The organism is Bradyrhizobium aeschynomenes (assembly GCF_013178945.1).
Classification (GTDB): domain Bacteria; phylum Pseudomonadota; class Alphaproteobacteria; order Rhizobiales; family Xanthobacteraceae; genus Bradyrhizobium; species Bradyrhizobium aeschynomenes.
The window spans coordinates 532,715-556,841 of sequence record NZ_JABFDM010000003.1; the positions used below are offsets into that span (position 1 = coordinate 532,715).

At 63.6% G+C, this 24,127-nt stretch carries 21 protein-coding genes; 4 read left to right on the forward strand and 17 right to left on the reverse strand.

Going from position 1 to position 24,127, the window contains the following annotated elements; all coding sequences use genetic code 11:
- The 7 genes from HL666_RS11490 to HL666_RS11520 all read right to left on the reverse strand — a co-directional run bounded on the left by HL666_RS11490 (window position 1) and on the right by HL666_RS11520 (window position 7,120).
- Window positions 1–978 (reverse strand): ABC transporter permease, encoded by a 978-nt coding sequence (locus HL666_RS11490; RefSeq protein WP_172132370.1) that lies wholly within the window; start codon window positions 976–978, stop codon window positions 1–3.
- Window positions 975–1,925: an ABC transporter permease gene (locus HL666_RS11495; RefSeq protein ID WP_172181472.1), complete on the reverse strand. Its 951-nt coding sequence runs from the start codon at window positions 1,923–1,925 to the stop codon at window positions 975–977. Before HL666_RS11495 ends, HL666_RS11490 begins: the two co-directional genes overlap by 4 nt.
- A complete protein-coding gene (locus HL666_RS11500; RefSeq protein ID WP_172181474.1) occupies window positions 1,918–3,450 on the reverse strand; it encodes a sugar ABC transporter ATP-binding protein in 1,533 nt (510 codons plus the stop codon). The genes HL666_RS11495 and HL666_RS11500 overlap by 8 nt, the downstream gene beginning before the upstream one ends.
- The gene (locus tag HL666_RS11505; RefSeq protein ID WP_172181774.1) at window positions 3,447–4,841 is read right to left on the reverse strand and encodes an FAD-linked oxidase C-terminal domain-containing protein; all 1,395 of its coding nucleotides are present in this window, start codon (window positions 4,839–4,841) and stop codon (window positions 3,447–3,449) included. Before HL666_RS11505 ends, HL666_RS11500 begins: the two co-directional genes overlap by 4 nt.
- Window positions 4,842–4,905: 64 nt before the next feature.
- Window positions 4,906–5,790 (reverse strand): intradiol ring-cleavage dioxygenase, encoded by an 885-nt coding sequence (locus HL666_RS11510; protein ID WP_172112305.1) that lies wholly within the window; start codon window positions 5,788–5,790, stop codon window positions 4,906–4,908.
- 15 nt (window positions 5,791–5,805) lie between these two features.
- A complete protein-coding gene (locus tag HL666_RS11515; RefSeq protein ID WP_347339849.1) occupies window positions 5,806–6,729 on the reverse strand; it encodes an NAD(P)-dependent oxidoreductase in 924 nt (307 codons plus the stop codon).
- 64 nt (window positions 6,730–6,793) lie between these two features.
- Window positions 6,794–7,120 carry a Dabb family protein gene (locus HL666_RS11520; protein ID WP_172112303.1) on the reverse strand — a complete coding sequence of 109 codons (327 nt, stop codon included), beginning with the start codon at window positions 7,118–7,120 and terminating at the stop codon, window positions 6,794–6,796.
- Between the two features lie 117 nt (window positions 7,121–7,237).
- Here HL666_RS11520 and HL666_RS11525 point away from each other — a divergent pair, with 117 nt between their 5' ends.
- Window positions 7,238–8,167, forward strand: coding sequence for a LysR family transcriptional regulator (locus HL666_RS11525; RefSeq protein ID WP_172132374.1), 930 nt, complete (start codon window positions 7,238–7,240; stop codon window positions 8,165–8,167).
- A 575-nt stretch (window positions 8,168–8,742) separates the two neighbouring features.
- The gene (locus HL666_RS11530; protein ID WP_172181476.1) at window positions 8,743–9,150 is read left to right on the forward strand and encodes a DUF6894 family protein; all 408 of its coding nucleotides are present in this window, start codon (window positions 8,743–8,745) and stop codon (window positions 9,148–9,150) included.
- Window positions 9,151–9,210: 60 nt separating this feature from the next.
- Here HL666_RS11530 and HL666_RS11535 read toward each other — a convergent pair whose 3' ends face one another.
- Window positions 9,211–12,366, reverse strand: a complete 3,156-nt coding sequence (locus HL666_RS11535; RefSeq protein WP_172132376.1) for a chemotaxis protein CheB — start codon at window positions 12,364–12,366, stop codon at window positions 9,211–9,213.
- Window positions 12,367–12,826: 460 nt separating this feature from the next.
- Here HL666_RS11535 and HL666_RS11540 point away from each other — a divergent pair, with 460 nt between their 5' ends.
- Window positions 12,827–13,831 (forward strand): alpha/beta fold hydrolase, encoded by a 1,005-nt coding sequence (locus HL666_RS11540; RefSeq protein WP_172181478.1) that lies wholly within the window; start codon window positions 12,827–12,829, stop codon window positions 13,829–13,831.
- Between the two features lie 94 nt (window positions 13,832–13,925).
- The gene (locus HL666_RS11545; protein WP_172181480.1) at window positions 13,926–15,083 is read left to right on the forward strand and encodes an AI-2E family transporter; all 1,158 of its coding nucleotides are present in this window, start codon (window positions 13,926–13,928) and stop codon (window positions 15,081–15,083) included.
- 42 nt (window positions 15,084–15,125) lie between these two features.
- Here HL666_RS11545 and HL666_RS11550 read toward each other — a convergent pair whose 3' ends face one another.
- From HL666_RS11550 to HL666_RS11590, 9 genes are all read right to left on the reverse strand, one after another.
- The gene (locus tag HL666_RS11550) at window positions 15,126–15,497 is read right to left on the reverse strand and encodes a signal transduction histidine kinase (RefSeq protein WP_172112298.1); all 372 of its coding nucleotides are present in this window, start codon (window positions 15,495–15,497) and stop codon (window positions 15,126–15,128) included.
- 236 nt (window positions 15,498–15,733) lie between these two features.
- Window positions 15,734–16,543, reverse strand: a complete 810-nt coding sequence (locus HL666_RS11555) for a transglutaminase-like domain-containing protein (protein WP_172181482.1) — start codon at window positions 16,541–16,543, stop codon at window positions 15,734–15,736.
- A 223-nt stretch (window positions 16,544–16,766) separates the two neighbouring features.
- Complete coding sequence (locus HL666_RS11560) at window positions 16,767–17,060, reverse strand: hypothetical protein (RefSeq protein WP_172112296.1); 294 nt, start codon at window positions 17,058–17,060, stop codon at window positions 16,767–16,769.
- A gap of 333 nt (window positions 17,061–17,393) precedes the next feature.
- Complete coding sequence (locus HL666_RS11565; RefSeq protein WP_172181484.1) at window positions 17,394–19,748, reverse strand: PAS domain-containing hybrid sensor histidine kinase/response regulator; 2,355 nt, start codon at window positions 19,746–19,748, stop codon at window positions 17,394–17,396.
- The gene (locus HL666_RS11570) at window positions 19,726–20,388 is read right to left on the reverse strand and encodes a chemotaxis protein CheX (RefSeq protein WP_172181486.1); all 663 of its coding nucleotides are present in this window, start codon (window positions 20,386–20,388) and stop codon (window positions 19,726–19,728) included. Before HL666_RS11570 ends, HL666_RS11565 begins: the two co-directional genes overlap by 23 nt.
- Window positions 20,385–20,768 carry a response regulator transcription factor gene (locus tag HL666_RS11575; protein WP_172112293.1) on the reverse strand — a complete coding sequence of 128 codons (384 nt, stop codon included), beginning with the start codon at window positions 20,766–20,768 and terminating at the stop codon, window positions 20,385–20,387. Before HL666_RS11575 ends, HL666_RS11570 begins: the two co-directional genes overlap by 4 nt.
- A complete protein-coding gene (locus HL666_RS11580) occupies window positions 20,750–21,097 on the reverse strand; it encodes a hypothetical protein (RefSeq protein ID WP_172181488.1) in 348 nt (115 codons plus the stop codon). The genes HL666_RS11575 and HL666_RS11580 overlap by 19 nt, the downstream gene beginning before the upstream one ends.
- Window positions 21,094–23,118, reverse strand: coding sequence for a chemotaxis protein CheA (locus tag HL666_RS11585; RefSeq protein ID WP_172181490.1), 2,025 nt, complete (start codon window positions 23,116–23,118; stop codon window positions 21,094–21,096). The genes HL666_RS11580 and HL666_RS11585 overlap by 4 nt, the downstream gene beginning before the upstream one ends.
- Window positions 23,119–23,239: 121 nt before the next feature.
- The gene (locus tag HL666_RS11590) at window positions 23,240–24,088 is read right to left on the reverse strand and encodes a CheR family methyltransferase (RefSeq protein ID WP_172181495.1); all 849 of its coding nucleotides are present in this window, start codon (window positions 24,086–24,088) and stop codon (window positions 23,240–23,242) included.
- Window positions 24,089–24,127: the final 39 nt, after the last annotated feature.

Genomic DNA, 24,127 nt, shown 5'->3' on the forward strand with positions numbered 1-24,127 from the left:
TCATGCCGTCGGACGCCGCGTTTTCATGTCGAGCCAGACGGCGATGATCACGATGATCCCGGTGACGAGCGGCTGCCAGTTGGCGTTGATCGACAGCAGGTTCATGCCGTTGAGCACGAGCGTCAGGATCAGCGATCCGACGAAGGTGCCGAAGATGGTGCCGACGCCGCCGAACAGCGAGGTACCGCCGATCAGCACGGCTGCGATGGCCGGCAGGGTCAGGCTCTCGCCGATATCGGCCTCGGCCGAGTTCAGGCGCGACAGGAAAATGATGGACGCCAGCCCCGCCATGGTGCCCGACACGGTGTAGACCAGCAGCAGCCTTCGGTTGACCGGAATGCCCGAAAGGCGTGCCGCCACGGGATTGGCGCCGATCGCGTAGATCTCCTGGCCCCAGGTCGTCCGTTGCGCGAAGAACGATCCGATCGCGAGAAACACCAGCAGCAGATAGACCGGGATCGGCAGCCCGAGGAAGTAGCCGCTGCCGATCTGGCGGAAGCCGGCGGGAAATCCGTGGATCGTCTCGCCGGCCATGTACCAGTAGGTCACGCCGTTCAGCACCCACAGCATGCCATAGGTGGCGATGAAGGAGGGGATGCGCATCGCCGTCACCATGACCCCGTTCATCAGTCCGACGGTGCCGCCGGCCGCGAGGCCGGTGAGGATGCCGAGCACTGGCGAGCCGGTCTGATGGATGACGGTGCCGGCGAGGCAGGCCGACAGCGCGACATTGGCGCCGACCGACAGATCGAGGCCGGCCGTCAGCACCACGAGCGTCAGGCCCGAGGCGATGAAGAAGGTGAGGCTCGCCTGTCTGAGCACGTTGAGAATGTTGCCGAGGCTCAGGAAGGACTCGCTCAGGACGCTCAGCACGAGGCAGATGAGGAAGGCGGCCAGCAGCCGGTAGAACAATTGCGCCGCATTCTGCGACAGGAACGACCACTGCGGCAGCGGCGCAGGTTTGGCGACATCGCTCATGCGCGGCTCCGCAATCCGTCGAGGAACATGGCAGCGATCACGAGCACGCCCACGCTCGCGACCTGGACGGAGGAGGGCAGCGAGATCAGATTGAGCCCGTTGCGCAGCACGCCAACGGCGAGCACGCCGAGCAGGGTGCCGAGCAGCCAGCCATTGCCGCGCTCGAACGACGTGCCGCCGACCGCGACCGCCGCGATCGCATCGAATTCGAGCCCCAGCCCCGCGGTCGGATGCCCCGAATTCATCCGCGCCGTCATCAGCAGGCCCGCAACGCCGGCCATCAAGCCGCCGATGGCGTAGACTGTGATCAGCAGCCGGGTGGGCGACAGGCCTGCATATCTGAGCGCCTCGCGGTTGCCGCCAAGCGCGAACACATAGGTGCCGAACCGGGTGTGATAGAGCAGGCCATGAAAGACGCCGTAGCTCGCGACGCCCATCAGGATCGGCACGGGAATGCCCAGCAGATGCGCCGAATAGATGTCGCGCACGCTGTGGGGAATGCCGACCACGCTCTGGCCGTCGCTGACGATCAGCGACAGGCCGTGCGCCATGCCGAGCGTCGCGAGCGTCGCCACGAAGGGCGGGATCTTGGCGATCGCCACCAGCCAACCATTGGCGAGGCCGAATACCGTCCCGACCAGCACGGCGGCACAGAGGCCCAGCAGCATGGATGTCGTGGCAAGCGAGACGATGGCGACGCATAGCGACGTCAGGGTGAGCACCGCGCCCATCGACAGGTCGATGCCCTCGGTCATGATGATCAAGGTCATCGGCAGTGCCAGCATGGTCAGGATGGTGGATTGCACCAGCACGTTGGAGAGGTTCGCGGCCGACAGGAAGCCCGGCGCGATCGCGCCGAACAGCGCGATCAGCAGCACCAGGACGATCGCCACGCCGGGCAGGCGTTGCAGCGTGCGGATCGGCGAGACGATGGCCATGTCACTCATCATGCATCCCCAGTCGCACGATATTCTCCTCGGTCAGCTCGCTGCGCGCGAGGTGCCCGGCGACGCGGCCCTCGCGCATGACATAGGCGCGGTCGCAGACGTGGCAGATCTCGATCTGCTCGGACGAGATCATCAGCGCCGCCGCGCCCTCGGCGACCAGCCGGTCGATCAGCGCGAAGATCTCGGACTTGGCGCCGACGTCGATGCCGCGCGTCGGCTCGTCGAAGATGAACAGCCTGGCACCGGCCGCCAGCCATTTGCCGATCACGACCTTCTGCTGATTGCCGCCGGAGAGCAGGCCGACCGTCTGCCGCGCCGCGGGCGTTGCGATCCGCAATTGCCTGATCAGCCCGTCCGCCGTGCGCTGTGCGCTGCGCGGATCGAACAGCCCGCTCGGAAACAGCTTCTTCAGCGCTGCGACCACGAGATTGTCGCCGACCGAGCGCAGCAGCGCGAGACCCTCGCTCTTGCGGCTCTCCGGGATCAGCGCGATGCCGCGCCGGGCGGCGACATCGGGCTCGCCGGCAATCGGCTTGCCGTCGAAGATGATCTCGCCTTCGCTGATCGGATCGGCGCCGAAGATCGCGCGCGCCACCTCGGTGCGGCCGGACCCGACGAGGCCGCACAGCCCGACGATCTCGCCGCGCCGCACCTCGATGTTGATGTCGGAGATGCCGGTCGTCGCGCTCAGCCCCTTCACCTGCAGCACGAGCTCGCCCGGCTGCTCGGCGAAATGGCGTGGATAGGTCATGTCGACATTGCGGCCGACCATCATGCGAACGAGCTGCTCTGGCGTGACGTCGGCGGGGCGGATCTGGTCGATGCGGCGGCCGTCGCGCAGCACGGTGATGCGGTCGCCGATCGCGAACACCTCGGCCATGCGGTGAGAGATGTAGACGATCGCAACACCCTCGGCCTTCAGCCGCCCGATCAGCGCGAACAGCAGCTCCGCCTCGCGGTCGGACAGCGCCGCGGTCGGCTCGTCCATCACCAGGATGCGCGCGTTCTGGCTGATCGCCTTGGCGATCTCGACCATCTGCTGCTGCGCGACGCCGAGCGTGTCGACGATGACGGAGGGATCGATGTCGAAGCCGATGCCCTCGAGCACGTGCCGTGCATCGGCCAGGATCTTGCGGCGATCGATCGTGCCGGGCAGACGGCCTTTCGGCTCGCGGCCGAGAAACATGTTCTGCGCGATGTCGAGGAACGGAACGAGAGAGAATTCCTGGAAGATGACGGCGATGCCGAGGGTCTGCGCATCGGCCGTCGAGCCGATCGTGACCTGGTTGCCCTTGTAGTAGATAGCTCCGGCGTCGGCACGATAGGCGCCGCACAGCACCTTCATCAGGCTGGATTTGCCGGCGCCGTTCTCGCCGAGCAGCATGTGGACTTCGCCCGGGTGAATCGCAAACGACACGTCGTCCAGCGCCTTGACGCCGGGAAATTCCTTGCTGATGCCGCGCAGCTCCAGCAGGGGCACGTGCGATGCCGCATCGAGCGTCGCAGCACTCGTCTCAGCGCTCATGGCAGCGCTCCGTCGGCAAGGATCTTGCCTGGATTCATCAGCCCGTTCGGATCGAGCGCGGCCTTGATGGCGCGCATCACCGCGACGGCGTCGCCGAGCTCGTCCTGGAGATAATCGACCTTGCCGAGGCCGATGCCGTGCTCGCCGGTGCAGGTGCCGTCCAGCGCGATCGCCCGCGCCACCATGCGCGCCTGCAGCGCCTTGGCGCCGGCGAGCTCGTTCGGATCGTCGGGATCGACCAGGATCAGCATGTGGAAATTGCCGTCGCCGACATGGCCGACGATCGGCGCAATGAAGCCGTTGGCATCGGCGTCCCGGCGCGTCTGCGTCAGGCAGTCCGCGAGGCGCGAGATCGGCACGCAGACATCGGTGATGACGGCGCGCGCGCCCGGCCGCACGCCAAGGCCGGCATACAGCGTGTTGTCGCGTGCGTGCCACAGCCGGCTGCGGTCCTCGGCCGCCTTCGCCCAGGCAAAGCCGCGGCCGCGATGCTCGATTGCGATCGCCTCCGCGGTCTGCGCCTGCTCGGCGACGGCCGCCTCCGAGCCGTGGAATTCCAGGAACAGGGTCGGCGTCTCCTGATAGCCGAGCCTGGAATAGGCGTTGATGCCGCGGATCATGACGTCGTCGAGGAGCTCGATCCGGGCGGCGGGAACGGCCGACTGGATCAGCGCGATGGCAGTGTCGACTGCGTCGTGCAGGGTCGGGAAGCTGCAGGTCGCGGCCGAGATCGCCTGCGGAATCGGATGCAGCTTCAGCGTGATTTCGGTGATGATGCCGAGCGTCCCCTCCGCCCCGACGAACAGCCGCGTCAGATCATAGCCGGCGGCCGATTTGCGCGCGCGCCTCGCGGTGCGGATCACCCGGCCGTCGGCCAGCACCACCTCGAGGGCGAGAACATTGTCCTTCATCGTGCCGTAGCGGACCGCCATGGTGCCGGAGGCGCGCGTCGAACTCATGCCGCCGATCGAGGCGTCGGCGCCGGGATCGATCGGAAAGAACAGGCCGGTCGTGCGCAGTTCGGCATTGAGCTGCTTGCGCGTGATGCCGGGCTGCACCACCACGTCCATGTCGGCCTCGTGCACGGCCAGCACCTTGTTCATACGGGCGAAGTCGATACACACGCCGCCCGCCACCGACGCGGCATTGCCTTCGAGCGAGGTGCCGGCGCCGAACGGCACGATCGGCGTGCCGGCCTCGGCGCACAGCCTGACGATGGCACCGACTTCCTGCGTCGTCTCCGGGAACACGACGATGTCGGGCGGCATCGCGGGGTAGTACGATTCGCTCCGGCCGTGCTGATCCAGCACGCCGCGCGCGAGGCTCGCGCGTGGCCCGATCAGGTTCGAAAGCCGCTCGGCCAATGCGCCGGTGCCGACCCGCAAATCCATCATTCCTCCCGTCCGCTTCCTCGACGATGACAGGACTCTTGACGGTCCTTGTCGTCCGCTCAGCTCAAGCCGGATCCCCGCGCTTCGCAAGCTGTTTCAGGCCGAAATCATAGTTGAGATGGAAATATCCCTCGCTCGCCATGCGGCCATCTGGCGCACGGCCCGGCGGGCCGCGCGTGAAGTCGCGGATCAGGCTGTCCTTGACGCCGAACACGACGTCGGAATCGAGATACTGGTCGCCCGCGACGAACACGTGGGTCACCAGCCGCTCGAAGCCCGGCGCCGAGATCATGAAATGCACATGCGCCGGCCGCCACGGATGGCGTCCCTGCGCCGCCAGCATGTCGCCGACCGGACCGTCGTTGGGGATCGGGTAGGCGGCGGGCTTGATCGACCAGAAATGGAAGCGCCCCTCGGCGTCGGTGCGGAAGCGCGCGCGCATCGCGAGATCGCCGATCTGCTCGAGCCGCTGCACGTCGTAATAGCCGTCATCGTCGGAATGCCAGACGTCGACAACCGCTCCGGCAAGCGGCCGGCCGTCCGCGCTCGACACCGAGCCGGTCACGAGCAGCGGATCGCCCTTCATCGGCCCCGAGATGTCGTCGCCGCTGGCGCGCTCCGGCGCGGCCTGGACGAAGAACGGGCCGAGCACAGTGGTCTCGGTGGCGCCTTCCGGCACGGGATGGTTGATGGCGTCGACCAGCATGGAGACGCCGAGCGTGTCCGACAGCAGGATGAACTCCTGGCGCTTGTCGTCGCACATCCGGCCGGTACGGGTGAGGAAGTCGATGCCGAACTCCCATTCCTGCTGGGTCGGACGGACCTCGCGCACGAAGGCATGGAGATGGCGCACCAGCGCCTCGCTGACCTGCTTGACGCGTGGATCGCTTGCCTCCGCAAGCCGCTCGAGCACGGCATCGGTGATCGTGGTCTCGTCGAAATTGCGCAACGACGCGGTCTCCTGTCAGAGGGGCTCGCCGAGCCCGGACAGTCGTTCGACATGCCGGACGGTGGCGAGGAAGTCGGTCGCCGCCTCGCCCTGTGCGATCAGCGCGGCATAGGTCTCGCGCACCTGCGCCGCCAATTGCAGCGGCACGCCGACGGCGTGGCCGGCACCGAGGATGAGATCGAGGTCCTTGGCCATCTGCGCGCAGGAGAACGTCGCGGCAAAGTCGCGGGCCAGCAGCGGCGCGGTCTTGTACTTCACCATCGGAGAGGCGACCGCGCTGTCGTGCAGCACCTGCAGAATGTCCGGCCAGGCGATGCCGCCCTTGCGCGCCAGCGCCAGGCTCTCGGCCATCATCGCCGCGGTCGTCGCGATCATCAGGTTGACGGCGAGCTTGGCGTAGCGTGCCTCTTCGGCCGCGCCGAGATAGGTCTGCGCGCGTGTGAAGCTCGCCAGCAGCGGCGTGACCCGTGCGAAAGCCTCTTTCGGCCCGGACACGAAGCAGGTCAGCTCGCCGGTGTGGGCGATGCTGGCATTGCCGGAGACCGGCGTGCGGAGATACGCGATGGCGCGGGCCTCGGCGGCAGTGGCGACCGCGTTCGACGCATCGACGCCCACGGTGCTCGTCTCGATCAGGATCGTACCGGGCGCCATGGCCGCGATCAGTCCACCGTCGCCCAGCATCGCCATGCGCAACGCGGTGTCGTCCGGCAGCGACGAGACGACCGCGGCCTGGTCGCGCACCGCCTCCGTCGCGGACGTCGCAGCGACGATGCCGAGCGCGCGCGCCTCGTCGAGCCGTTCAGCGTTGCGGTCGAAGGCGGTGACGTCGTAGCCCGCCTTGGCAAGCCGCGCTGCGATCGGCAGGCCGATCTTGCCGATGCCGATGAAGGCGAGGCGTTGGTCGGGAAGTGACATCGATGCGTCCGTTATTCGCTTGATCTGCCGCGCGCTCCGTAGCCAGGCAGGCGCGGGCGTGGCAGGTTGTGGAAGGTGAATGCCCCCGTCATGCGCCGGTCGCCGCATCGATCGGATAGTCCACCTGGAAGCGGCCGATCCTGAGGTCGCCGAGCTCCTCGCGCACGCGCAGGTGCTCGGGGTGCGAGGCATAGGCCCGCAGCGCGGCGCTGCTGGCGAATTCTGAGAACAGGACGACGTCGCAGGCATAGTCGACGTCGCTGACATCGAGACCGACCTCGATGTGGGTCAGGCCGTCGATGCGGCCCCTGAGGCCCTCGAACAGGGTCTTGACCTTGAGCCGGGCCGCCGCGCGTTCGGCGGCCGTCTCGGCACGCAGCCGCCACATCACGATGTGCCTGATCGGCCCCGTCATTCCTGCGTCCTCACCTGGGCTTTGTTCTTGGGCTTTGTTCTTGTCGGACGATTTTGCCTTGCAGGAAACGGAAATAAAGCCCAAAAATTGTAACTCTGTTTTCCGCTTGGCGTAACAATGGACCGTCTCCTCCAGCTCGAGGTGTTTTCCCGGACGGCCGAGCTGGGCAGCCTGTCCAAGGCCGCCGAGTCCTTGCGGATGTCCAACGCGGCGGCGAGCCGGCATCTCAGTGCGCTGGAGGAACGGCTGGCGGTGCGCCTGATCGAGCGCAACACGCGCCGTCTCTGGCTGACCGAGGCCGGGCAGGAGCTGCTGCAGCGCTGCGGCACGCTGCTCAACGAGCTGGCCGAGGCCGAGGACGCCGTGAGCGATCGCGCGCTGTCGCCGCAGGGCATGCTGCGCGTCACCAGTTCGCTGTCGTTCGCGACGATCTATCTTGCGCCGATGCTGCCGGCGTTCCGCGCGATGTATCCGAAGCTGAACCTGCAGATCATCGCCGCCAACCGCTATCCGGATTTCATCGAGGCGGGCATCGACGTGGCGATCCGCACCCGCGAGCATGAGCCGGACTCCGGCATCGTCGTCCGCCGCATCGGCCAGATGCGGCGCGTGCTGGCGGCGGCGCCATCCTATCTCGCGAGCCGTGGTTGCCCCGTCGTTCCCGGCGATCTCGTGCGTCACGACATGCTGATCTACAACCTCGCCAACGATCCGTATTCGCTGTCCCTGCGCAACGGCACGACGGCCCAGAGCATTCGGATCGCGCCGACGCTCGACAGCAATGACGGCCAGGTGATCAGGGGCGCTGCGCTCGCCGGACTCGGCATCCTGATCCAGCCGCTCTACATCGTGCAGGGCGACATTCTGGCCGGCCGGCTGGTGCCGCTCCTGCTCGACTGGGAGCTGCCGCTCCTGACGATGAACATCGCGTACCAGAACCGCGTCCGGCTGCCGGCCAAGATCAGGGTGTTCGCCGATTTCCTCGTCGACTACATCCGCACCCATTCCGACCCGGGGATCTGGATCGAGCCGCCGAAGCCGGACTGAGCCCTGTGCGCGGCAGCGTCATCGAATGTTCTGTAAAAAATAAACTTCTTGCTATTTTTCAGAATTCATGTTTTCATCCCTGCAACCCGCCTCGAGCAGAGGGACGTACGCGTCGTCACGAACGTTGAGGTGGGTGGCGATGGACGTGACGGCCGTGCCAGACGAGCGCGAGCCGTTGCGGACGGCGAAGTCGTGTGGTCCTGGCCTCTCGACGCTGAGGTCAAGTTCGCGGTCGTTGCTGTGACGGCACGCGCGGGCGATGGGGGCAAGAGAGCCGATCCCCAGGGAGAGCACGAAGGACACCGTAACACCATCGCGCGGGGAAGGCCGGGCCTGTCCGGCTGGACCTGTGGTACCTGCCGCCTGCATTCTTTCGAGCAGGCGGGCCACGGGCCTCAGCCGAGGTCCGGCCTTCTCCGCGCCCTCTCGCATGTCAGGAGGGACACGATCGATGCATCACTCGGGCGCGATGTGCCGCGGGATGAACGACGCTCGTGTCACAAGGTGGCTTTCATGGACACCCCCCATATATTGGCAGACATGAAGCCATGCCCGTTGATTGAAGGAGTATCTGCATGCCTCAATTCTATTTCAATTATTCATCGGGCGGTACGACGTTCACGGATGACGTCGGGACAGACTTTGCATCGCTCGAGGCCGCCTATCTCGATGCATGTGAAACCGCACTGGCCATTGCGTTCGAAAAGCTGCGGGCGCGGCAAGATCCCGCAACGGACGCGTTCGACATCGTGGATGTCGATCGGAACGTGCTGATGCAACTGCCTTTTTCTGAGGTTTTGCGGCCGGGGACCGGGACCATCATGCCGTGGAGCATGTTGCAGACCACCTCTGCGCTCGAAAACTGCAGCCGGGAGAGAGCCAGAGGCGAGAGGCTCAAAAGCGAACTCGGTGCGGAACTGGCCAGAACGCGAGAAATCTTCGCGGCCATTCGCGCCAATGTGCCCACCCGTCATCCATCTTGACCGAGGAATCTCCTGTCACGCAGGACGTTCACCTGCACGGGAACTCTTGGCTGCTACCGGTCATTTGAGCAACCGGGTAACGGGATTCCGCGCTCTGCTGGCGGGCATCTGGATGCGCCATCGTAATCCGTCCGGCGCGAGATCGATCTCGACACTGGCGCCCAGCGACTGCGTCACCATCTGCTGCATCACCCGGTGACCAAATCCCTTGTGCGTCGTCGGCTTGACGGGCGGGCCGTCCCGCTCGCGCCATTCCATTTTGAAAAGGTCGGACGGGGCGCCGCTCTCGTCCAAGCTCCAGCTCACCAGGATCTTTCCGTTCGGCACCGACAATGCTCCGTATTTCGATGCATTGGTTGCGAGTTCGTGCAGGGCCAGTCCGAGCGTCTGGACAATGTCGCTGGGCAGCGAGACGGGCGGGCCCGTCAGCCTGAGCCGCGTGGTGTCGGTGCCGAGAAACGGCGCGAGTTGAGCCTCGACCAGCTTGCTCAAGCTGACGCTCTTCCACTCCTGCTCGACGAGCAGCATGTTGGATTTTGCAAGCGCGTGCAGTCGGGCAATGAATTGCGGCTCGAAGTCTTGCAGGGATACGCTATTTCGAATTGTCTGGCGTGCCATCGACTGGACGACCGCGAACAGATTCTTGGTCCGGTGCTGCAGCTCTTTCATCAATATCTGCAGATGGTCGTGCTGCTGCTTTTGCTCCTTGATATTGATGAACGTGATGACGACGCCGGAGATGAGGTTGGCGACTGTCCGGTAGGGACGCATCCGCATGATGTAGGTTGCGCTCTCGTCCTTCAAATCGAGCTGGCTTTCGACAACGCCAAGCGTGCGCTGGACCTTCTTCACGTCGTCAAGAAGCCTGTCGTAGGACAGAAGAGACACGATCTCCGTCATCGGCCGGCCACGGTCGCTGTCGCGCAGCGAAAACACCTCGCGCGCCGCCGGCGTGAAGTTCCTGATGCAGAGATCGTCGTCGAGAAAGATGGTCGCGATCTGCGTGCTGTCGAGAAGGTTCTGCAGATCGTTGTTGGCCTGCAGCAGCTGCTCGTTCTTGCCGTGCAGTTCGCCATTGATGGTCTGCAGTTCCTCGTTGACCGACTGCATTTCCTCCTTGGCCGTTTCCAGCTCCTCGTTGGACGACTGCAGTTCCTCGTTGACCGACTGGAATTCTTCGGTCACGGACTTCATGTTCTCGATCTGGCTCTCCAGCTCGTCACTGGTCGCCTGATGACGGATTTGCAGGGCATGCAGCTCGCGTTGCAGCGTCTCGACGTTTTGCTGGATAGACGGCGACGCGATTGCGTTGGAAACCTGATCGCTCTGCTGCTGGCGCACCCGAAAGGCCACCACCAGCAAGGCCGGCGGCTTGCCGGCTTCGACGATCGGCTCGACGATCAGGTCGACCGATGGCCTGCCGTCGAGCGCCAGATTGTCTTCTTGGACCGCCTGGCCGGACGAAAACGCTGCCTCGACGGCGCGGCGCACCTGGGTGCGCAGACTTCTCGACAGGTTCGCGAACAGGTCGAGACTGGCATTGCCTTCCGACGGCTCCAGGTAGCGCCCGGTCTCGCCGCCGGAAAACCGCACGATGTTATGATGACGATCGATCACGAAATAGGCGGGAGAATGCCTAGCGATGGCGCGGCGCGCGCTCTTCTCGATCTGATCCTCGATGCGAGCCGCGCCGGGGTTCAGTGTAGGTGAGCCGCCTGGCTGAGGTAGAAAATCCGGCAGGGCTGCCCGCATGCCTTCATGTCGCTGCAGGATCCGATGCTTCTTGTCGACCGCGGTGAACAATCGCGATTCACGGCTGACGCTTTCGGATGGCCCGATGAACAGGAAGCCGCCGGGCCGCAGCGCATAGTGAAACGTTTGCATGACCCGATGCTGAAAATCGTTCTCCATGTAGATCAGGACGTTGCGGCACGAGATGAGGTCGATCCTGGAGAATGGGGGATCCCGGACCAGGTTATGCTCGGAAAAAATGCACATCTCCCGGATGGCATGAACCGGAACGACGTCGTCACCGTCCTTGACGAACCAGCGTTGCAGCCGCTCGAGAGACAAACCATCAGTGCGGCGGTACCGCGCCGCGCGCGCGAAAGCGACGGCCTGCGGATCGATATCGGTCGCGAAGATGGTGACCGCCGCCTCCATACGCCGCGCGCCCATGAACTCCTGCAGCAGGACGGCGATGGAATAGACCTCCTCGCCGGTGGCACAGCCGGCGACCCAGACACGGATCGGCTCGTCCGCCGGCCTGCCGGCAAACAGCGCGGGCAAGGCATTCGTCTTCAGCGCCTCGAAGGCATCTTCGTCGCGGAAAAACTGGGTGACCCCGATCAGCAGTTCCCGGAAGAGAGCGTCTCCTTCCGACGGCTCAGCCCGGAGATGCTCAGCGTAAGCGGGCACGGATTCGATCTGAAGCACCTGCATGCGGCGTTGAATCCGCCGCACGAGAGTATTTTGCTTGTAGCCGCTGAAGTCGTGCTTGAGCCGCCTGCGCAGCACAGCCGTGATGGCATTCAGGCTTTCCCGGATATCGTCGCGAGCGCCATCGCTCTTCTGCTCCTCGACCTTCGCCAGGTGAGCCTGGTGCTTGAGAAGCTTCGATGGCAGGCTCTCGACCGAGGACACGAGATCGACAAGTCCCGTTGCTGCCGCGCTGCTCGGCATCCCGGTCATCGCCGTTTCGTCGCGCTCGGCCTGCGCGAGCGTGAAGCCACCATGTTCCTTGATTGCCTTGATACCCAGCGAGCCATCGCTGCCGACGCCGGACAGGATGATGCCGACCGCGCAATCCTCCTGGTTCTCGGCCAGCGACGTGAAGAAAGTATCGATGGGGCGACGATATTCCCGCGCGGGCGAGGGCGTCGAAACCCTGAGGATGTCACCCTCGAGGGTCAGTGTTGCGTTTGGCGGGATCACATGAACCTGGTCGGGCATGAGCGGCGCCCGGTCCGTCGCTTCCACAACCTGCATGGCCGTATGCGGGCGCAGCAACTCGACCAGCAGGCTCTTGTGATCGGGATCGAGGTGCTGGACGAGGACAAACGCCATCCCGGTGTCGGTCGGCATGTTGTCGAAGAAAGTCTTGAATGCCGCCAGCCCGCCCGCAGATGCTCCGATGCCCACCACCAGCGAGGGCGGACGCCGACGATGCGTCACCACGGACGAAACGATGTCTTCGTTCGGCTTTTCGGAACTCATGCGGCCTCGCGGGGGAGGCGAGCCAGGACCTCAATGTCCGGACCACCCCATATTCGGCTCATATTGCACTATTCCTCGAAGCAGAGAACAGAAAAGCGGGCTCCGTTGCCGCCGGCAGCGCTGCTCGTTAGTTCCTCATCATCTCGACCACCGCGCGGTCTCGGGACTGCTCCTCATATCGGAACTGCTTCTCATAGACTGCTGCCTGCCCAGACGTCGTCGAGTTCCTCGGTCGGCGTCCCTCGTGTCTGCGCCGTCGCTCTTCGGTGTCCGCCCGCTCGACAGCCAACACGCGTCATCGCGTCCCAGGTTCGCGACGATATGGCGCGGATCGTCTGCGGGCGCACCGGGGAGTTGTCGGCACCTGCCGACAGGAACGAAGCTCAGCGACCACGGTTGGAATCGAGCTGCAACATTTCTCACTTCCGAGGCATCGTGCAGATCACGTGAGGTACTGCCGATGTCGATTCCTGCAACAAGTTCTGCTTCGCTTTGGTCCGTCAGCTGGATCGCGCTGAAGCGACATCCTGCTGTCACGGCGCTAGCTGGAGTAGCCGCCGTTGCGACGGCGAGCGCGATCATCAATTGGCAGCTCGGAAAGAAGGCAGAGCGCGACAATCCGCCGGCGGGTGAATTCATCGAGGTCGACGGGGTTCGTCTGCACTACGTGGAGCGCGGCCATGGCCGCCCTCTGGTGCTGCTCCACGGCAATGGCAGCATGATTCAGGATTTTCAATCGAGCGGCCTCATCGATCTCGCTGCGCAAAATTACCGGGTGATCGCATTCGATCGCCCTGGCTTCGGACATAGCTCGCGGCCGCGCGATGTGGTCTGGACGCCGGAGGCACAGGCAGACCTGTTCGTGAAGGCGCTCGAACGGATCAATGTGTCTCGGGCCATCGTGCTGGGCCATTCATGGGGAGCCTCGGTTGCGCTGGCGATGGCCACGAGGCATCCCTCGTTCGTGGAAGCCTTGGTGCTGGCATCCGGATATTACTATCCGACCGTCCGCGCGGATGTGGCCGCGTCGTCGATCGCGGCGATACCGGGGCTCGGCGACCTCATAACGTCCACCATCTCTCCGCTCCTGAGCCGGCTGATGTGGCCTGCGATGATGCGCAAGATGTTCGGCCCGCGGGCAATTCCGGACAAGTTCGCCGGATTTCCGAAGGCGATGGCGGTTCGGCCATCACAGATCCGAGCCAGCGCGGCGGAATCGACGCTGATGATCGCCGCCGCATTTGCATCGTCCCGCACATGCGGAGAACTCGATGTGCCGACCATCATCATCGCGGGCGAGGACGATCGGGTGATCGATATCACACGGCAATCGGTCAGGCTGCACGAGGACGTGAAACGCAGTCGCCTGCATCGGATCGCCGACGCAGGGCATATGATTCAGCAATCGGCGACACCCGAGCTCATGGCAGCCGTCGACGAGGCTGCTGCTCAGACCATCCACTAGTCGACCGGATACGACAAGCCGACGGGGCGCTCATGCCCTGGGGCTGGTTCGCCCGCCGTCGCGAGACCGCTGAGTTCTCGTCGCGCTTGGAGGAATGACGGTGGTCTCGTTTTCAGTTCCCCAAGCGCCTTCGCCGCCGAGCAGCGACGCGACTGTTCCGCCATCGGACGGTCTCCCGATCTCGGACGACGAGATTGTCGAGATGCCTCTGCCGTCCAGTCCGCAGACCTTCTTCCTCGGCAGCTTGTTGATTCTGGCCATCCTTGCGGCCGTGTATGTGGCGAGCGCAATCGTGCTCCCCGTGGTGCTCGCCTTCGTTCTGCAACTCATCCTGCAGCCGGCCGTGCAGGTCCTCGAACGCGGCGGCTTGCCCCGTGCTGTCGGAGCACTCCTGACGATCCTGGTGGTGCTGGGCTCAGTCATCGCCTTCGTCGCGGCCCTGTCGCTGCCTGCTGCGACATGGGCGGAGAAGTTGCCCGAGGGCTTGCCGCGACTGGAGGCCCACCTGGTGGTCCTCAAGCGTCCAATCGAGGCGCTGCAGAAGGTCATCCAGCAGGCGGAACACGTTGCGGACTCTCCGGACAAAAAGGGCCAGACTGTTTCGATCCGCCGGGATCTCGGATTGACCGGCCTGCTCGTAGCCGGAACGCGCGCCATCCTCGATGGTCTGTTCACGACAATCCTGGTCCTCTATTTTCTTCTGGTCGCCGGCGACATCTTCCTGCGCCGGCTTGTCGAGGTGCTGCCGAATTTTGCCGACAAGCGTCAGGCGGTCGATATCTTCCAGCAGATCGAAGCCGACATATCCGCGTATCTGCTCACGATCACCGCCATGAATGCCGCCGTCGGAATCGCAACCGCCGCGGCGATGTATTTCTGCGGGCTGGGAGACCCGTTGTTGTGGGGAGCCGCGGCCTTCCTGCTCAACTACGTCCCGATCCTCGGGCCGCTGCTGGGGACGGTGATGTTCCTGCTGGTCGGGATGTTGAGTTCGGAGAGTCTATGGTGGGCTCTGCTGCCGGCGGCGATCTATTTCGGCATTCATCTCGCCGAGGGCGAAACGCTCACTCCCATGCTGCTCGCACGGCGTTTCACCTTAAATCCAGTCCTGATCATCTTGTCGCTTGTGTTCTGGTTCTGGATGTGGGGCGTGCCGGGAGCCATCCTGGCCGTTCCAATGCTGGCGATCCTCAAGATCGTCAGCGATCGTGTGCGGACGCTCAAGGCGCTGGGGCATGTTCTTCAAGGATAGTCGCCGAGCGACTTGCCAGAGTGGGCAGAGCAGGAGAGTGGATCAGGTCAACCGATGAAACCGTGGCGGTAGCTCGTCGCGGACGAGCTCGGTGAGATTCAAGTCTTCTTCGCTCTCGGCAATGTCGGAGAAGAGAACGTCGATGAAGGGATGCTGACGATTGAAGGCGGGACCCCGCTCATATTTGGCGCTCACGATCCGCGTTAATGCCGGCAAATTCAGCTGCCCCAGCGCGTTATATTGATTCCGGAACAGGCTTTGATGGCCTCCACGATGTTCGACAGACTCCGCCCAGGTGTCCAGGACTCGCCTGCTGACGAATGCCTCGACGGGATCGTTTCCATCCTGCGCAAAGAGCCGTAGCCCGTCCATGGTGTGCGGACTCTGGTCGATCCGAAAGTGTGATAGCGGCATGAGAGAACCCTCCCTTGGTCGACGTCCGACCATAGCGGCCGAAGTGCCTACGCAAGACACAAATGTGTGCATCAGGGAGGCAAATTGCGAGCCACTCCCGTCCAAATATAAATCGTCAAAAGTGAGCAATAGAGGACAGTGCGCCGAGTGCCGATGTCGTACGAATGAGCTTTGCATAGCTTCTTATCGGCGTGGGCATCGGCAACGTCTTGTTTTGAGCAGATGTCGCAAGAGTATTATGGCGTCATCTCATCGCACCACACCTTGAAGCTGACCAGAGTGTTCGGTCCAAACGTCTGCGTAATCGGGACGTCGGCAGCATCGCGGCCCTGCGCAATCAGGATGCGTCCAATCCGCGGCACGTTGTTGCGCGGATCGAATGTGTACCAGCGGCCGCCGAGATAGGCTTCGAACCACCCGGCGAAATCGCCCGGCGGATAGGGGGGAGGCATCCCGATGTCACCGAGATAGCCGGTGCAATATCTCGCCGGGATGTTCATGCAGCGGCAGAATGTCACGGCGAGATGCGCGTAGTCGCGGCAGACGCCCTTGCCCTCGTTGAACGCGTCCGACGCGGTCTTGGTGGCACGCGCGTGCTCATAGCCGAACTGGATGTGATGGTGGACGAAATCGCAAATGGCCTGAACCCGCGGCCATCCGGGAGGCGTCTTCCCGAACAACTTCCAGGCCTGGTCGGAAAGGCGGTCTGTTTCGCAGTAGCGACTGCCAAGGAGGTAGACGAGCGTCTCGGCGGGGAGATCCTCGACGGCATGTTGGGACGCCGAGGGGACGACGGCGTCGGGCAAGCCGGTGTCGCGAACGATGCCGTCTGCGGCGAGCCGCATGCGGCCAGCCGGAGCGACAATACGGCTGCACCAGTTTCCAAAGCCGTCGCGATAAGGAGTAATTGGAACTGAGGGCTCTGTGGTCAGAAAGTCCGGGGCAATAATGTCTGACGCCCGGGTAAAGTGTACGCCCAGCACCATGATCATCGGCGTGGGCTGCGGAAATTCATATATCATCTCGTAGCCGACTCGGATTTTCACGAGCTGTCCTCCGAGCCGCCTCAGCGGGCTTCATTGCAGGATCTATGACATGTCCAACCGACGTCGTACGTGCAATCCGCCGGCAACATTTCGGTTCCAGCATGCTCAGCAAGCCGACGACGTCGATCGTCTCGCTTCTATGGCATCAATTGAATTGGTGCTTGGCGGCCGCGCGGCGTGCGCAAGCGAGACTGAACCGGCCCGGCGGCCTCGCGGGGCCGTCCTATCCTCCCGAGAGCCGTGCGAAGTCGTCCAGCAATGCCGTCACCAGCGCGCGGTGCCGCGTGTCCTCAGCAGGCAAGCTCGCGGCATAGAGGGTGAGCAGATGCTGCGCTTTGACGGCGGCCTCGGGCCACGAGGCGGCAGGGACCGTCAGCATACGATGTTCGAGATCGGCTTCCCGCTCCCGTAGTTCTTTGAGTTGAGCCTCGACTTCGGCAACCGCACGCCGCAGGTCGGTCGCCTTCTGTGCCGCCATACCTCGATGCATGTCGAGATCGACCGGTTCATCAATCATTGACGGTGTCCGTATTCGCAGCTTGCCGATTGGCAATTGCGATCTGCCCGATCAACGGCGTCGCCTTGGCTCCGCAAGCGCGGTCTACGGCGCATCATGATCTTCGTAGCGAAGCCGCGAAAGGTCAGATCGCCCTTCTGTCACTTGCCATCATGCGCCCATCGCGCCGCAATAGCCAGGACATTCGTTGGCATGTCGCGCAAGAACGGCGACGCAGCCGGTCCCCTCCGATACGTGGCGCGTTCGTGTCCGGTGCTGACGCGCGCGCAGCAATTCTGTTCAGAAGCTTCGATCGGTGAGTGAGGAGGCCGGTCCTTGCCCCGGAGGATTCGATCAGGCGGTTAGACTTCCGCAGTCAGCGAGCAGATCCCTGATGTGCTTGGCGAGGCTGTCCATGTCAAATGGCTTGGTGAGGATCGCCATTCCCTTATCCAGCCCGGGAGCGTCCATCACGGCTTTCTCGGCATAGCCCGTAATGAATAGTATCTTCAGGCTGGGACGCGCGGTGCGACTGAAATCCGCCAATTGCCGCCCGTTCATTCCGCCAGGTAAGCCGACGTCGGTGACGAGAAGATCGACACGGGCGTCGGAACAAAGAACCCGCAGTGCGCTTGCGCCATCGGCGGACTCGATCGTGCGATAACCGAGTTCAGCGAGCACTTCGCCGACGAGCATTCGCACCGACGGCTCGTCGTCCACGATGAGTACCGTCTGGCCAGCATCGGCGCGAGGCGCTTGCGAAAGCGTCGGTAGCTCGCCCTGAGGGTGTTCTTGGCCATGAAACCTCGGCAGAAAGAGATGGATGGTCGTTCCTTCTCCAAGGATGGACTCGATCCGCACCTGCCCGCCCGATTGCTTGGCGAAACCATAGATCATGGACAGACCGAGACCGGTCCCCTGGCCGAGGGGCTTGGTCGTATAGAACGGATCAAAGGCCCTCTTGACGACCTCGCTGCTCATGCCAGTTCCGGTATCCGAAACGGACAGGCGCACGTATTCGCCGGTGATCATTTCGGAAGACAACGCATTGGCACTGTCGACGAAGCTGTTGACGGTCTCGATCGTGAGCCTGCCGCCGTCCGGCATCGCGTCGCGCGCATTGATGCAGAGATTGAGCAAGGCGTTCTCAAGCTGATTGGGGTCGACGAGCGTGATCCAGAGATCCGCGCTGTCGGCGACCGAAACCGTTACGGAGGGGCCGACGGTGTTCCTGATCAGGTCGGCCATTCCGCCGACGAGCTTGTTGACCTCGGTCGCCTTGGGATCGAGCGTCTGGCGTCTGGAAAATGCCAGCAGGCGATGGGTCAACGCCGCGGCGCGGTTGGTCGCGCCCTGTGCCGTTGATATGTAGCGATCGACGTCCTTGTAGCGGCCCTGTGAAATGCGGAGCTTCAGGAGTTCGAGCGCTCCCGAAATCCCCGCCAGAAGGTTGTTGAAGTCGTGCGCCAGCCCTCCGGTCAGCTGTCCCACGGCTTCCATCTTCTGGGCATGCCGCAAGGCCTCCTCAGCCTCGGCAAGGGCATCCTGCTGGCGGCGTTGTTCGGTGACGTCGCGCGCGACGCAATAGAGCAGCCCTTCGACGTTGATCGCCGTCCATGACAGCACCCGATAGTCGTTCTCACGCGTTCGAAAGCTGCTTTCGAAATCCGCCGTCTGCTCGGCGGCCGCCAGTTTGCTGACGGCGTCACGCAGCTTCGGACGGTCTTCCGGGCGCTGCAGCCAGTCGGAGGTCCTTCCCAGGATATCGGCCGGCAGCCATCCGAGGACCTTCGTCCATGCAGGGTTGATGCTGATCCATCGGCCATCGGCGGCTGCCACGCCGAGCATATCGCGACTGACCTGCCATATGCGGTCCCGCTCCTGCGTGCGGTCTGCCACCCGCTGTTCCAGATTGAGGTTCAGGTCGCGCAGTTCCGTCACTGCGGTATGGCGTTCGTTGACGTCGCGCAGGATGGCCGTGACGAATATCCGGCCTGCGCTCGACCATTGCGATGCCGATACGTCGAGGAACGTCCTGCTGCCGTCCTTGCGCCGTGCAACCAACTCGACCGAAGGGGAAGGATTGCCGTTCAGCGCTGTCCGCCAGAGGTCCTCCCACCGACAACGTTCCTCGAACAGCCTTCCCAGCGAGAATCCCACGAGTTCGGATCGGCGATATTGCGTTTCGCGCGCCGCAGCTGGATTGGCGAACTGGACGATGCCGTTGACGTCCAGGGTGACGATGACGTCCGAAGCACTCTCGACGACGGCGTCATAGCGTGCATTCTGCCGCTCGCGGAGAACGCGCTCGCGCTGTGCGGAGACGGTCACATCGGCGATCTGCAGCAGGCAATGCGAATAGGGCGGATGCGAGCCGAGGGGACGGGCCGTCGCGTTGTGGATCAGCGGGAGCCCAGCCCGCGTCCGCAGCGGCAACAGGTCCGGATGCAGCGAATGGGTCAGAAGGGCAGAGGAGCCTAACGTAAGAGCGTCAGCGATGCAGATTGACAACTGGTCGAGCGAGGCATCTGGAAATAGCGCAGGCAGGCTTCGTCCGACGGCTTGCTCAGGCGCAATGCCGCTTGCCGATTGAAGCCAGTGGTTCCAGAAGGCGATGCGTTGATGACGATCGAGCACCACGACGCCCGAATCCAATGCGTCGAAGGCGTCGGCAAGTTGAATTCGTTCAAGTTCGCTGATTGCCAACATCGATCCCGACGCCTGTCTCTCGTTGGATGAACTCGTCAAGCAGAAGGCGCAGGGCGGTCAGTGAGGGGAGATCCATGATCATCGCGATATAGCCACTGATATCGCGCTCGCGAACCGCGAAGTTGATGAAAAGGAACATGACGACATCGCCAGCCTCCGACGTCGGCGCCAGGCTGAAGAAGGTCGAGGCATTGCCGCGCAAGACTTCCGGCAGCGACATCTTGAGACCCCGATTGAGCAGATTGGCGATCGTGGCAAGGCAACTGTTGAGCAGGATGTTGCCGGTCTCTGCGAGCGCTTCCTGCTCGAGCTCGATGATGTCCTCGAGCGGGAGATCGCCTCCCGTGATGGCGCGGACCAGTTCGAGACTCTTCGTTTCCGGGAAGATCAGAAGCGCGCGGCCGGTGATGTCGCCCTCGAAGACCTGATGCACGGCCACCAGATCGGACATTTCGCGCTTGCTGAGAACGGCGACCGCGTGAGCGCGGCTTCGTAGCGAAACCGTCGGCACCGACAGGTGTACCTGCGCACCAACCATATCTCGAAGGCTCAAGGCAGCGCGGCTGACTCCGAGATTCACAAGCTCGGTGAGCGCGTCGAGTTGCAACTCTGTCAGCAACTCGGCGGGCGCTGCGGTCATGCCTGTCCTTTTTCTAGCTTTCCTGCGGCCATCTTCAGAAATGCGCCCAGCGCCTGTTCGTTCAGTGGCTTTGGTAGAAATATAGCCCCGATGTGCTCGGCCTTCGCGACGATCTCTGTCTGATGGTTCGCCGAAACGATGGCGAGTGGCGTCGTCGGACAGAGCCTCAGCAGATCGGCGGCAAGCTGCAGGCCGTCCCGTCCGGGCATGTTGAAGTCCAGGATCGCAATGTCGAACGCCGCCTCTTTGGCGAGCGCAATCGCTTCATCGCCGTTTCCGGCCTCAACTTGCGCCCAATCCGGGTGGAGGGCCCTCAGTGCCTTTGTCGCCGCCATGCGCGCAAGCTTGCTGTCGTCGACGATCAGGAGCGTGTAAGGCATGCCTTCTCCGGAACAGCACGACATTCGGATCCGAATGCTCCGATCGGTTGTTGCATCTTCGGTGCGGCAGGGGAAGCATTTCCTCGGTCAAATGGGCCGAATGCAGGGCCTTTAAGCCCCTTCAGGAGTGTGCCGGCAGGTGGGCCGCGGAGCGGTCGCATCGCGGCCAGCAAGACCTGGATGACGGCGGCATGAGCGGTGTCGCAGTTGCGCCAATCGATGGGGGCGATCGGATTGGCCAGGAGCAGTTGCAGCAATGGTTCAGCGTCGTCGACGGAGCAGGCGCCGATCAGTTGTATCGCTCCGCTTTGGTTCAGAACGACCGTCATCCGAGCAGTTCCTCAGCATTCAGAACGATCAGGACCCGACCGTCGCCCAACAAACTGGTGCCTGCTATGCCGCGTACCCCGGCCAGCAGTCCGTCCATTGGCGTCAGCATCACGTCCATCCGCTCGCCCAGCCGGTCCACTTCCAGCCCGGCCATTTGAGTTTCCACCGACATCACGACGATCCTAGCCTCCGTGGAGGCCGATCGTTCCTGCCGAAAGCCCAGCGCGTGCGCGAGGTCGATGAGCGGCAGAGTGCGATTCCGCAGCACGACCGCGTGGCCGGATCCGATCTGAATAACCCGATCGCGATGCACGCTCGTCGTCTCCACGATCGTATCGAGTGGCAGACCGCAGACCTGACCGGCCACCTCAACCGTCATGATGGCCGTCTTCATCAGGCTGAAAGGAAGAACCAGAGAGATGCAGGTTCCGACACGGTCCCGGGTCTCGAGGACGACTCTCCCTCCGAGGCGCTCGATGTTCGTCTTCACCGTATCCATGCCGACGCCACGGCCCGACAACTCGGTGATCGCGCTGGCCGTCGAAAAGCCGGGCAGAAAGATCAGATTTGCCGCCTCGGCGTCCGCCATTGCAGCCAAGACGCCGGGTCCTGCAATCTGCCGTTCGGCAGCCACGGCGCGCACGCGAGCCACATCGACTCCGCCACCGTCGTCTCGGACATCGACCACCACGCTGTCGGCATCGCGGCGGGCCCGTAGGACGACGGTGCCCATGGCCGGCTTGCCTGCCGCTTCGCGGCTGTGCGGATCTTCGATGCCGTGATCGATCGCATTGCGCAGAATGTGCAGCAACGGCTCGAACAAAGCTTCGACGATCATGGCATCTGCCTCGGTGTCGTCCCCTTCGCTCACCAGCCTGACGCTCTTGCCGACACTGGCCGAAATTTCCTTCACCAACTTGGGAAATCGCCGAAAGACGGAGCGCAGCGGGAGAACGCGGATGCGCAGCACCGCCGTCTGTAGTTCTGTCGCCAATCGCTCGAACTGAGCGTGTTGTTGACGCAGCGACGCTGCGAGGGCTCCCGATGTCGTATCGTTCTGACTGAGCCTGGCGGAGTGTCCGAGCGCGTTCTTGAGGACGATCAATTCGCCGGTCAGCTTGACCAGGGTATCAATCCTGCTCATCGCGACGCGCAAGGCCGCGGGTGAATGAGCGGGCAGGGGCAGGTCCGCCTGGACAGAAGCAGGATCGGTTGTCATCAGCGACCTCTCGATCGCCTCGACCGCGGGCGCGGCGCTATGCTCTCCGAGCACTGTCGTCACGGCAACGCCGCCCGGTGGATCCAATTCGCGTATCTCCGTCACGCCGAGGGCGCCGGCCGCCGCTGCCCGAACGTCTTCGCCGGATGCCGCCATCACCACGACGAGATCGAGGTGGCAGCTGAACGGATTCATGATCTCGAGCGCAGCCGCCGACCCGGTGAGGCAAGCGTCGATGCTGATCACATTGGGGAGCGCAGCAACGAAGGCCAGCGGGTCGTGAGCTTGAAAGAAGGCATCCTGATCCGGAACGTATCGGAGCGCGGTACGTGGCCGGCCGATCGCCTCCAGCGCCGAGGCGTCCAACCGGTCCAGCCAATCGCCGGCTTCAGGCAAGGAGGCCTGAGCGTGCTCATCGTCATCGCGTGACGCGTGCAGGCGCGCGATCATGTCGTTGGCGTCGAGCTCTGCACCGATTGGTGTCTCGCCGCGCGCCTGCATGGCATCCAGCCATCGCGAGGTCAGGTCGAGGCAGGCGAGACACGGATCGAGCACATCCGGAGGAATCGAGGCTTCGGACGACCGGCCCGCGGCGAGGACATCTTCTGCCGCGTGCAGGAGCCGCGCCATCGCGGCGAAGTCGACGATGCCGGCGCCCCCCTTCAGGGTATGAAAAGCCCGAAGCGCGCCGTTCAGCCGATCACGATCGGCCGGATTTTGGCCGAGCGCGAGCAGATCGTCTATCGCCTGAGCGACCAGCTCGCGGGACTCCAGGAGGAACTGTTCCATGAACTCGTTCATCGGCCCTCGCCTGACACGAGAATGCTGTCATCAGCAGGCATGCGTTGCCTGATGGGCTTCCGCACGTCGTCGTCCGCGCGGATAGGGTCGTCCACGCGAGTTCGCCGTCTGGCCGGCTTGCTCACGCGCCGGCCCCATGCGGCCTTCGATAGACGATGGCGTCGGCATATCTGCAGACCTCGAAAAGCGGCGAGATCCGGCTCATCGACTCGGTATGTCCCAGGCAGATGAACCCGCCAGGCAGGAGATTGTCGTAAAGGTTCTCCGCGGCGATCCGGCGCGACTGTTCGTCGAAGTAGATCAGCATGTTTCTGCAGAAGATCACGTCGAATCCGCCTTGCGGGCGCGTCTGCCCGCTGTCGACGAGATTGACCCGCGAGAAGCGGACGGACCGCCGCAATTCGTCCAGGATCAGCCAGCGCTCGTCATCGAGCTCTTGAAAATAGCGCCGGATCAATTGGGGCGAGAGCTTCATGAGCGCTCTCCTGCCGAAGATGCCTTGCTCCGCTGCTTGAAGCGCGTCCGTATCGATGTCCGAGCCGACGATGTCGATCTCGTAGGCGTCGACGTCCTTCCAGTTTTCCAGCAGCCAGATCGCGAGGGAATAGGGTTCCTCGCCCGTCGAACACGGCGCGGACCAGATCCGGATCCTATCGCCCGGACGCTTCTCCGCCACGCGCCGTTCGAGCAGGTCTGTGGTCAGACAGGCCAGTTGATGATCCTCACGATAGAAGTAGGTTTCGTTGACGGTGAAAGCGTTGATCAGGCTCTCCGCCTCATTGTCAGCGTCGAGGCGCAGATGAGCGAAATAATCGGCGAAAGATCGGTACGACGTCGCGGACATCCGCTCGAAGACACGCCGTTCGACGTAGTAGCGCTTCGCTTCCGTAAACACCATGCCGGTCCGGCGATACAGGAATTCGGCAAGTCTGCTCAGTTCTGCTGTTGTGAGCGGCGGTGGATCAGCCATCTGTGGGCGTGCGCGGATGCGAGCGGTGGCGACTTTGAT

Bases quoted from the DNA above. Each gene is read 5' to 3' on its own strand.
- HL666_RS11490 (WP_172132370.1), bottom strand. From the start codon at position 978: ATGAGCGATGTCGCCAAACCTGCGCCGCTGCCGCAGTGGTCGTTCCTG.
- HL666_RS11495 (WP_172181472.1), bottom strand. From the start codon at position 1,925: ATGAGTGACATGGCCATCGTCTCGCCGATCCGCACGCTGCAACGCCTG.
- HL666_RS11500 (WP_172181474.1), bottom strand. From the start codon at position 3,450: ATGAGCGCTGAGACGAGTGCTGCGACGCTCGATGCGGCATCGCACGTG.
- HL666_RS11505 (WP_172181774.1), bottom strand. From the start codon at position 4,841: ATGGATTTGCGGGTCGGCACCGGCGCATTGGCCGAGCGGCTTTCGAAC.
- HL666_RS11520 (WP_172112303.1), bottom strand. From the start codon at position 7,120: ATGACGGGGCCGATCAGGCACATCGTGATGTGGCGGCTGCGTGCCGAG.
- HL666_RS11525 (WP_172132374.1), top strand. From the start codon at position 7,238: ATGGACCGTCTCCTCCAGCTCGAGGTGTTTTCCCGGACGGCCGAGCTG.
- HL666_RS11530 (WP_172181476.1), top strand. From the start codon at position 8,743: ATGCCTCAATTCTATTTCAATTATTCATCGGGCGGTACGACGTTCACG.
- HL666_RS11535 (WP_172132376.1), bottom strand. From the start codon at position 12,366: ATGAGTTCCGAAAAGCCGAACGAAGACATCGTTTCGTCCGTGGTGACG.
- HL666_RS11540 (WP_172181478.1), top strand. From the start codon at position 12,827: ATGTCGATTCCTGCAACAAGTTCTGCTTCGCTTTGGTCCGTCAGCTGG.
- HL666_RS11545 (WP_172181480.1), top strand. From the start codon at position 13,926: ATGACGGTGGTCTCGTTTTCAGTTCCCCAAGCGCCTTCGCCGCCGAGC.
- HL666_RS11550 (WP_172112298.1), bottom strand. From the start codon at position 15,497: ATGCCGCTATCACACTTTCGGATCGACCAGAGTCCGCACACCATGGAC.
- HL666_RS11560 (WP_172112296.1), bottom strand. From the start codon at position 17,060: ATGATTGATGAACCGGTCGATCTCGACATGCATCGAGGTATGGCGGCA.
- HL666_RS11565 (WP_172181484.1), bottom strand. From the start codon at position 19,748: ATGTTGGCAATCAGCGAACTTGAACGAATTCAACTTGCCGACGCCTTC.
- HL666_RS11570 (WP_172181486.1), bottom strand. From the start codon at position 20,388: ATGACCGCAGCGCCCGCCGAGTTGCTGACAGAGTTGCAACTCGACGCG.
- HL666_RS11575 (WP_172112293.1), bottom strand. From the start codon at position 20,768: ATGCCTTACACGCTCCTGATCGTCGACGACAGCAAGCTTGCGCGCATG.
- HL666_RS11580 (WP_172181488.1), bottom strand. From the start codon at position 21,097: ATGACGGTCGTTCTGAACCAAAGCGGAGCGATACAACTGATCGGCGCC.
- HL666_RS11585 (WP_172181490.1), bottom strand. From the start codon at position 23,118: ATGAACGAGTTCATGGAACAGTTCCTCCTGGAGTCCCGCGAGCTGGTC.
- HL666_RS11590 (WP_172181495.1), bottom strand. From the start codon at position 24,088: ATGGCTGATCCACCGCCGCTCACAACAGCAGAACTGAGCAGACTTGCC.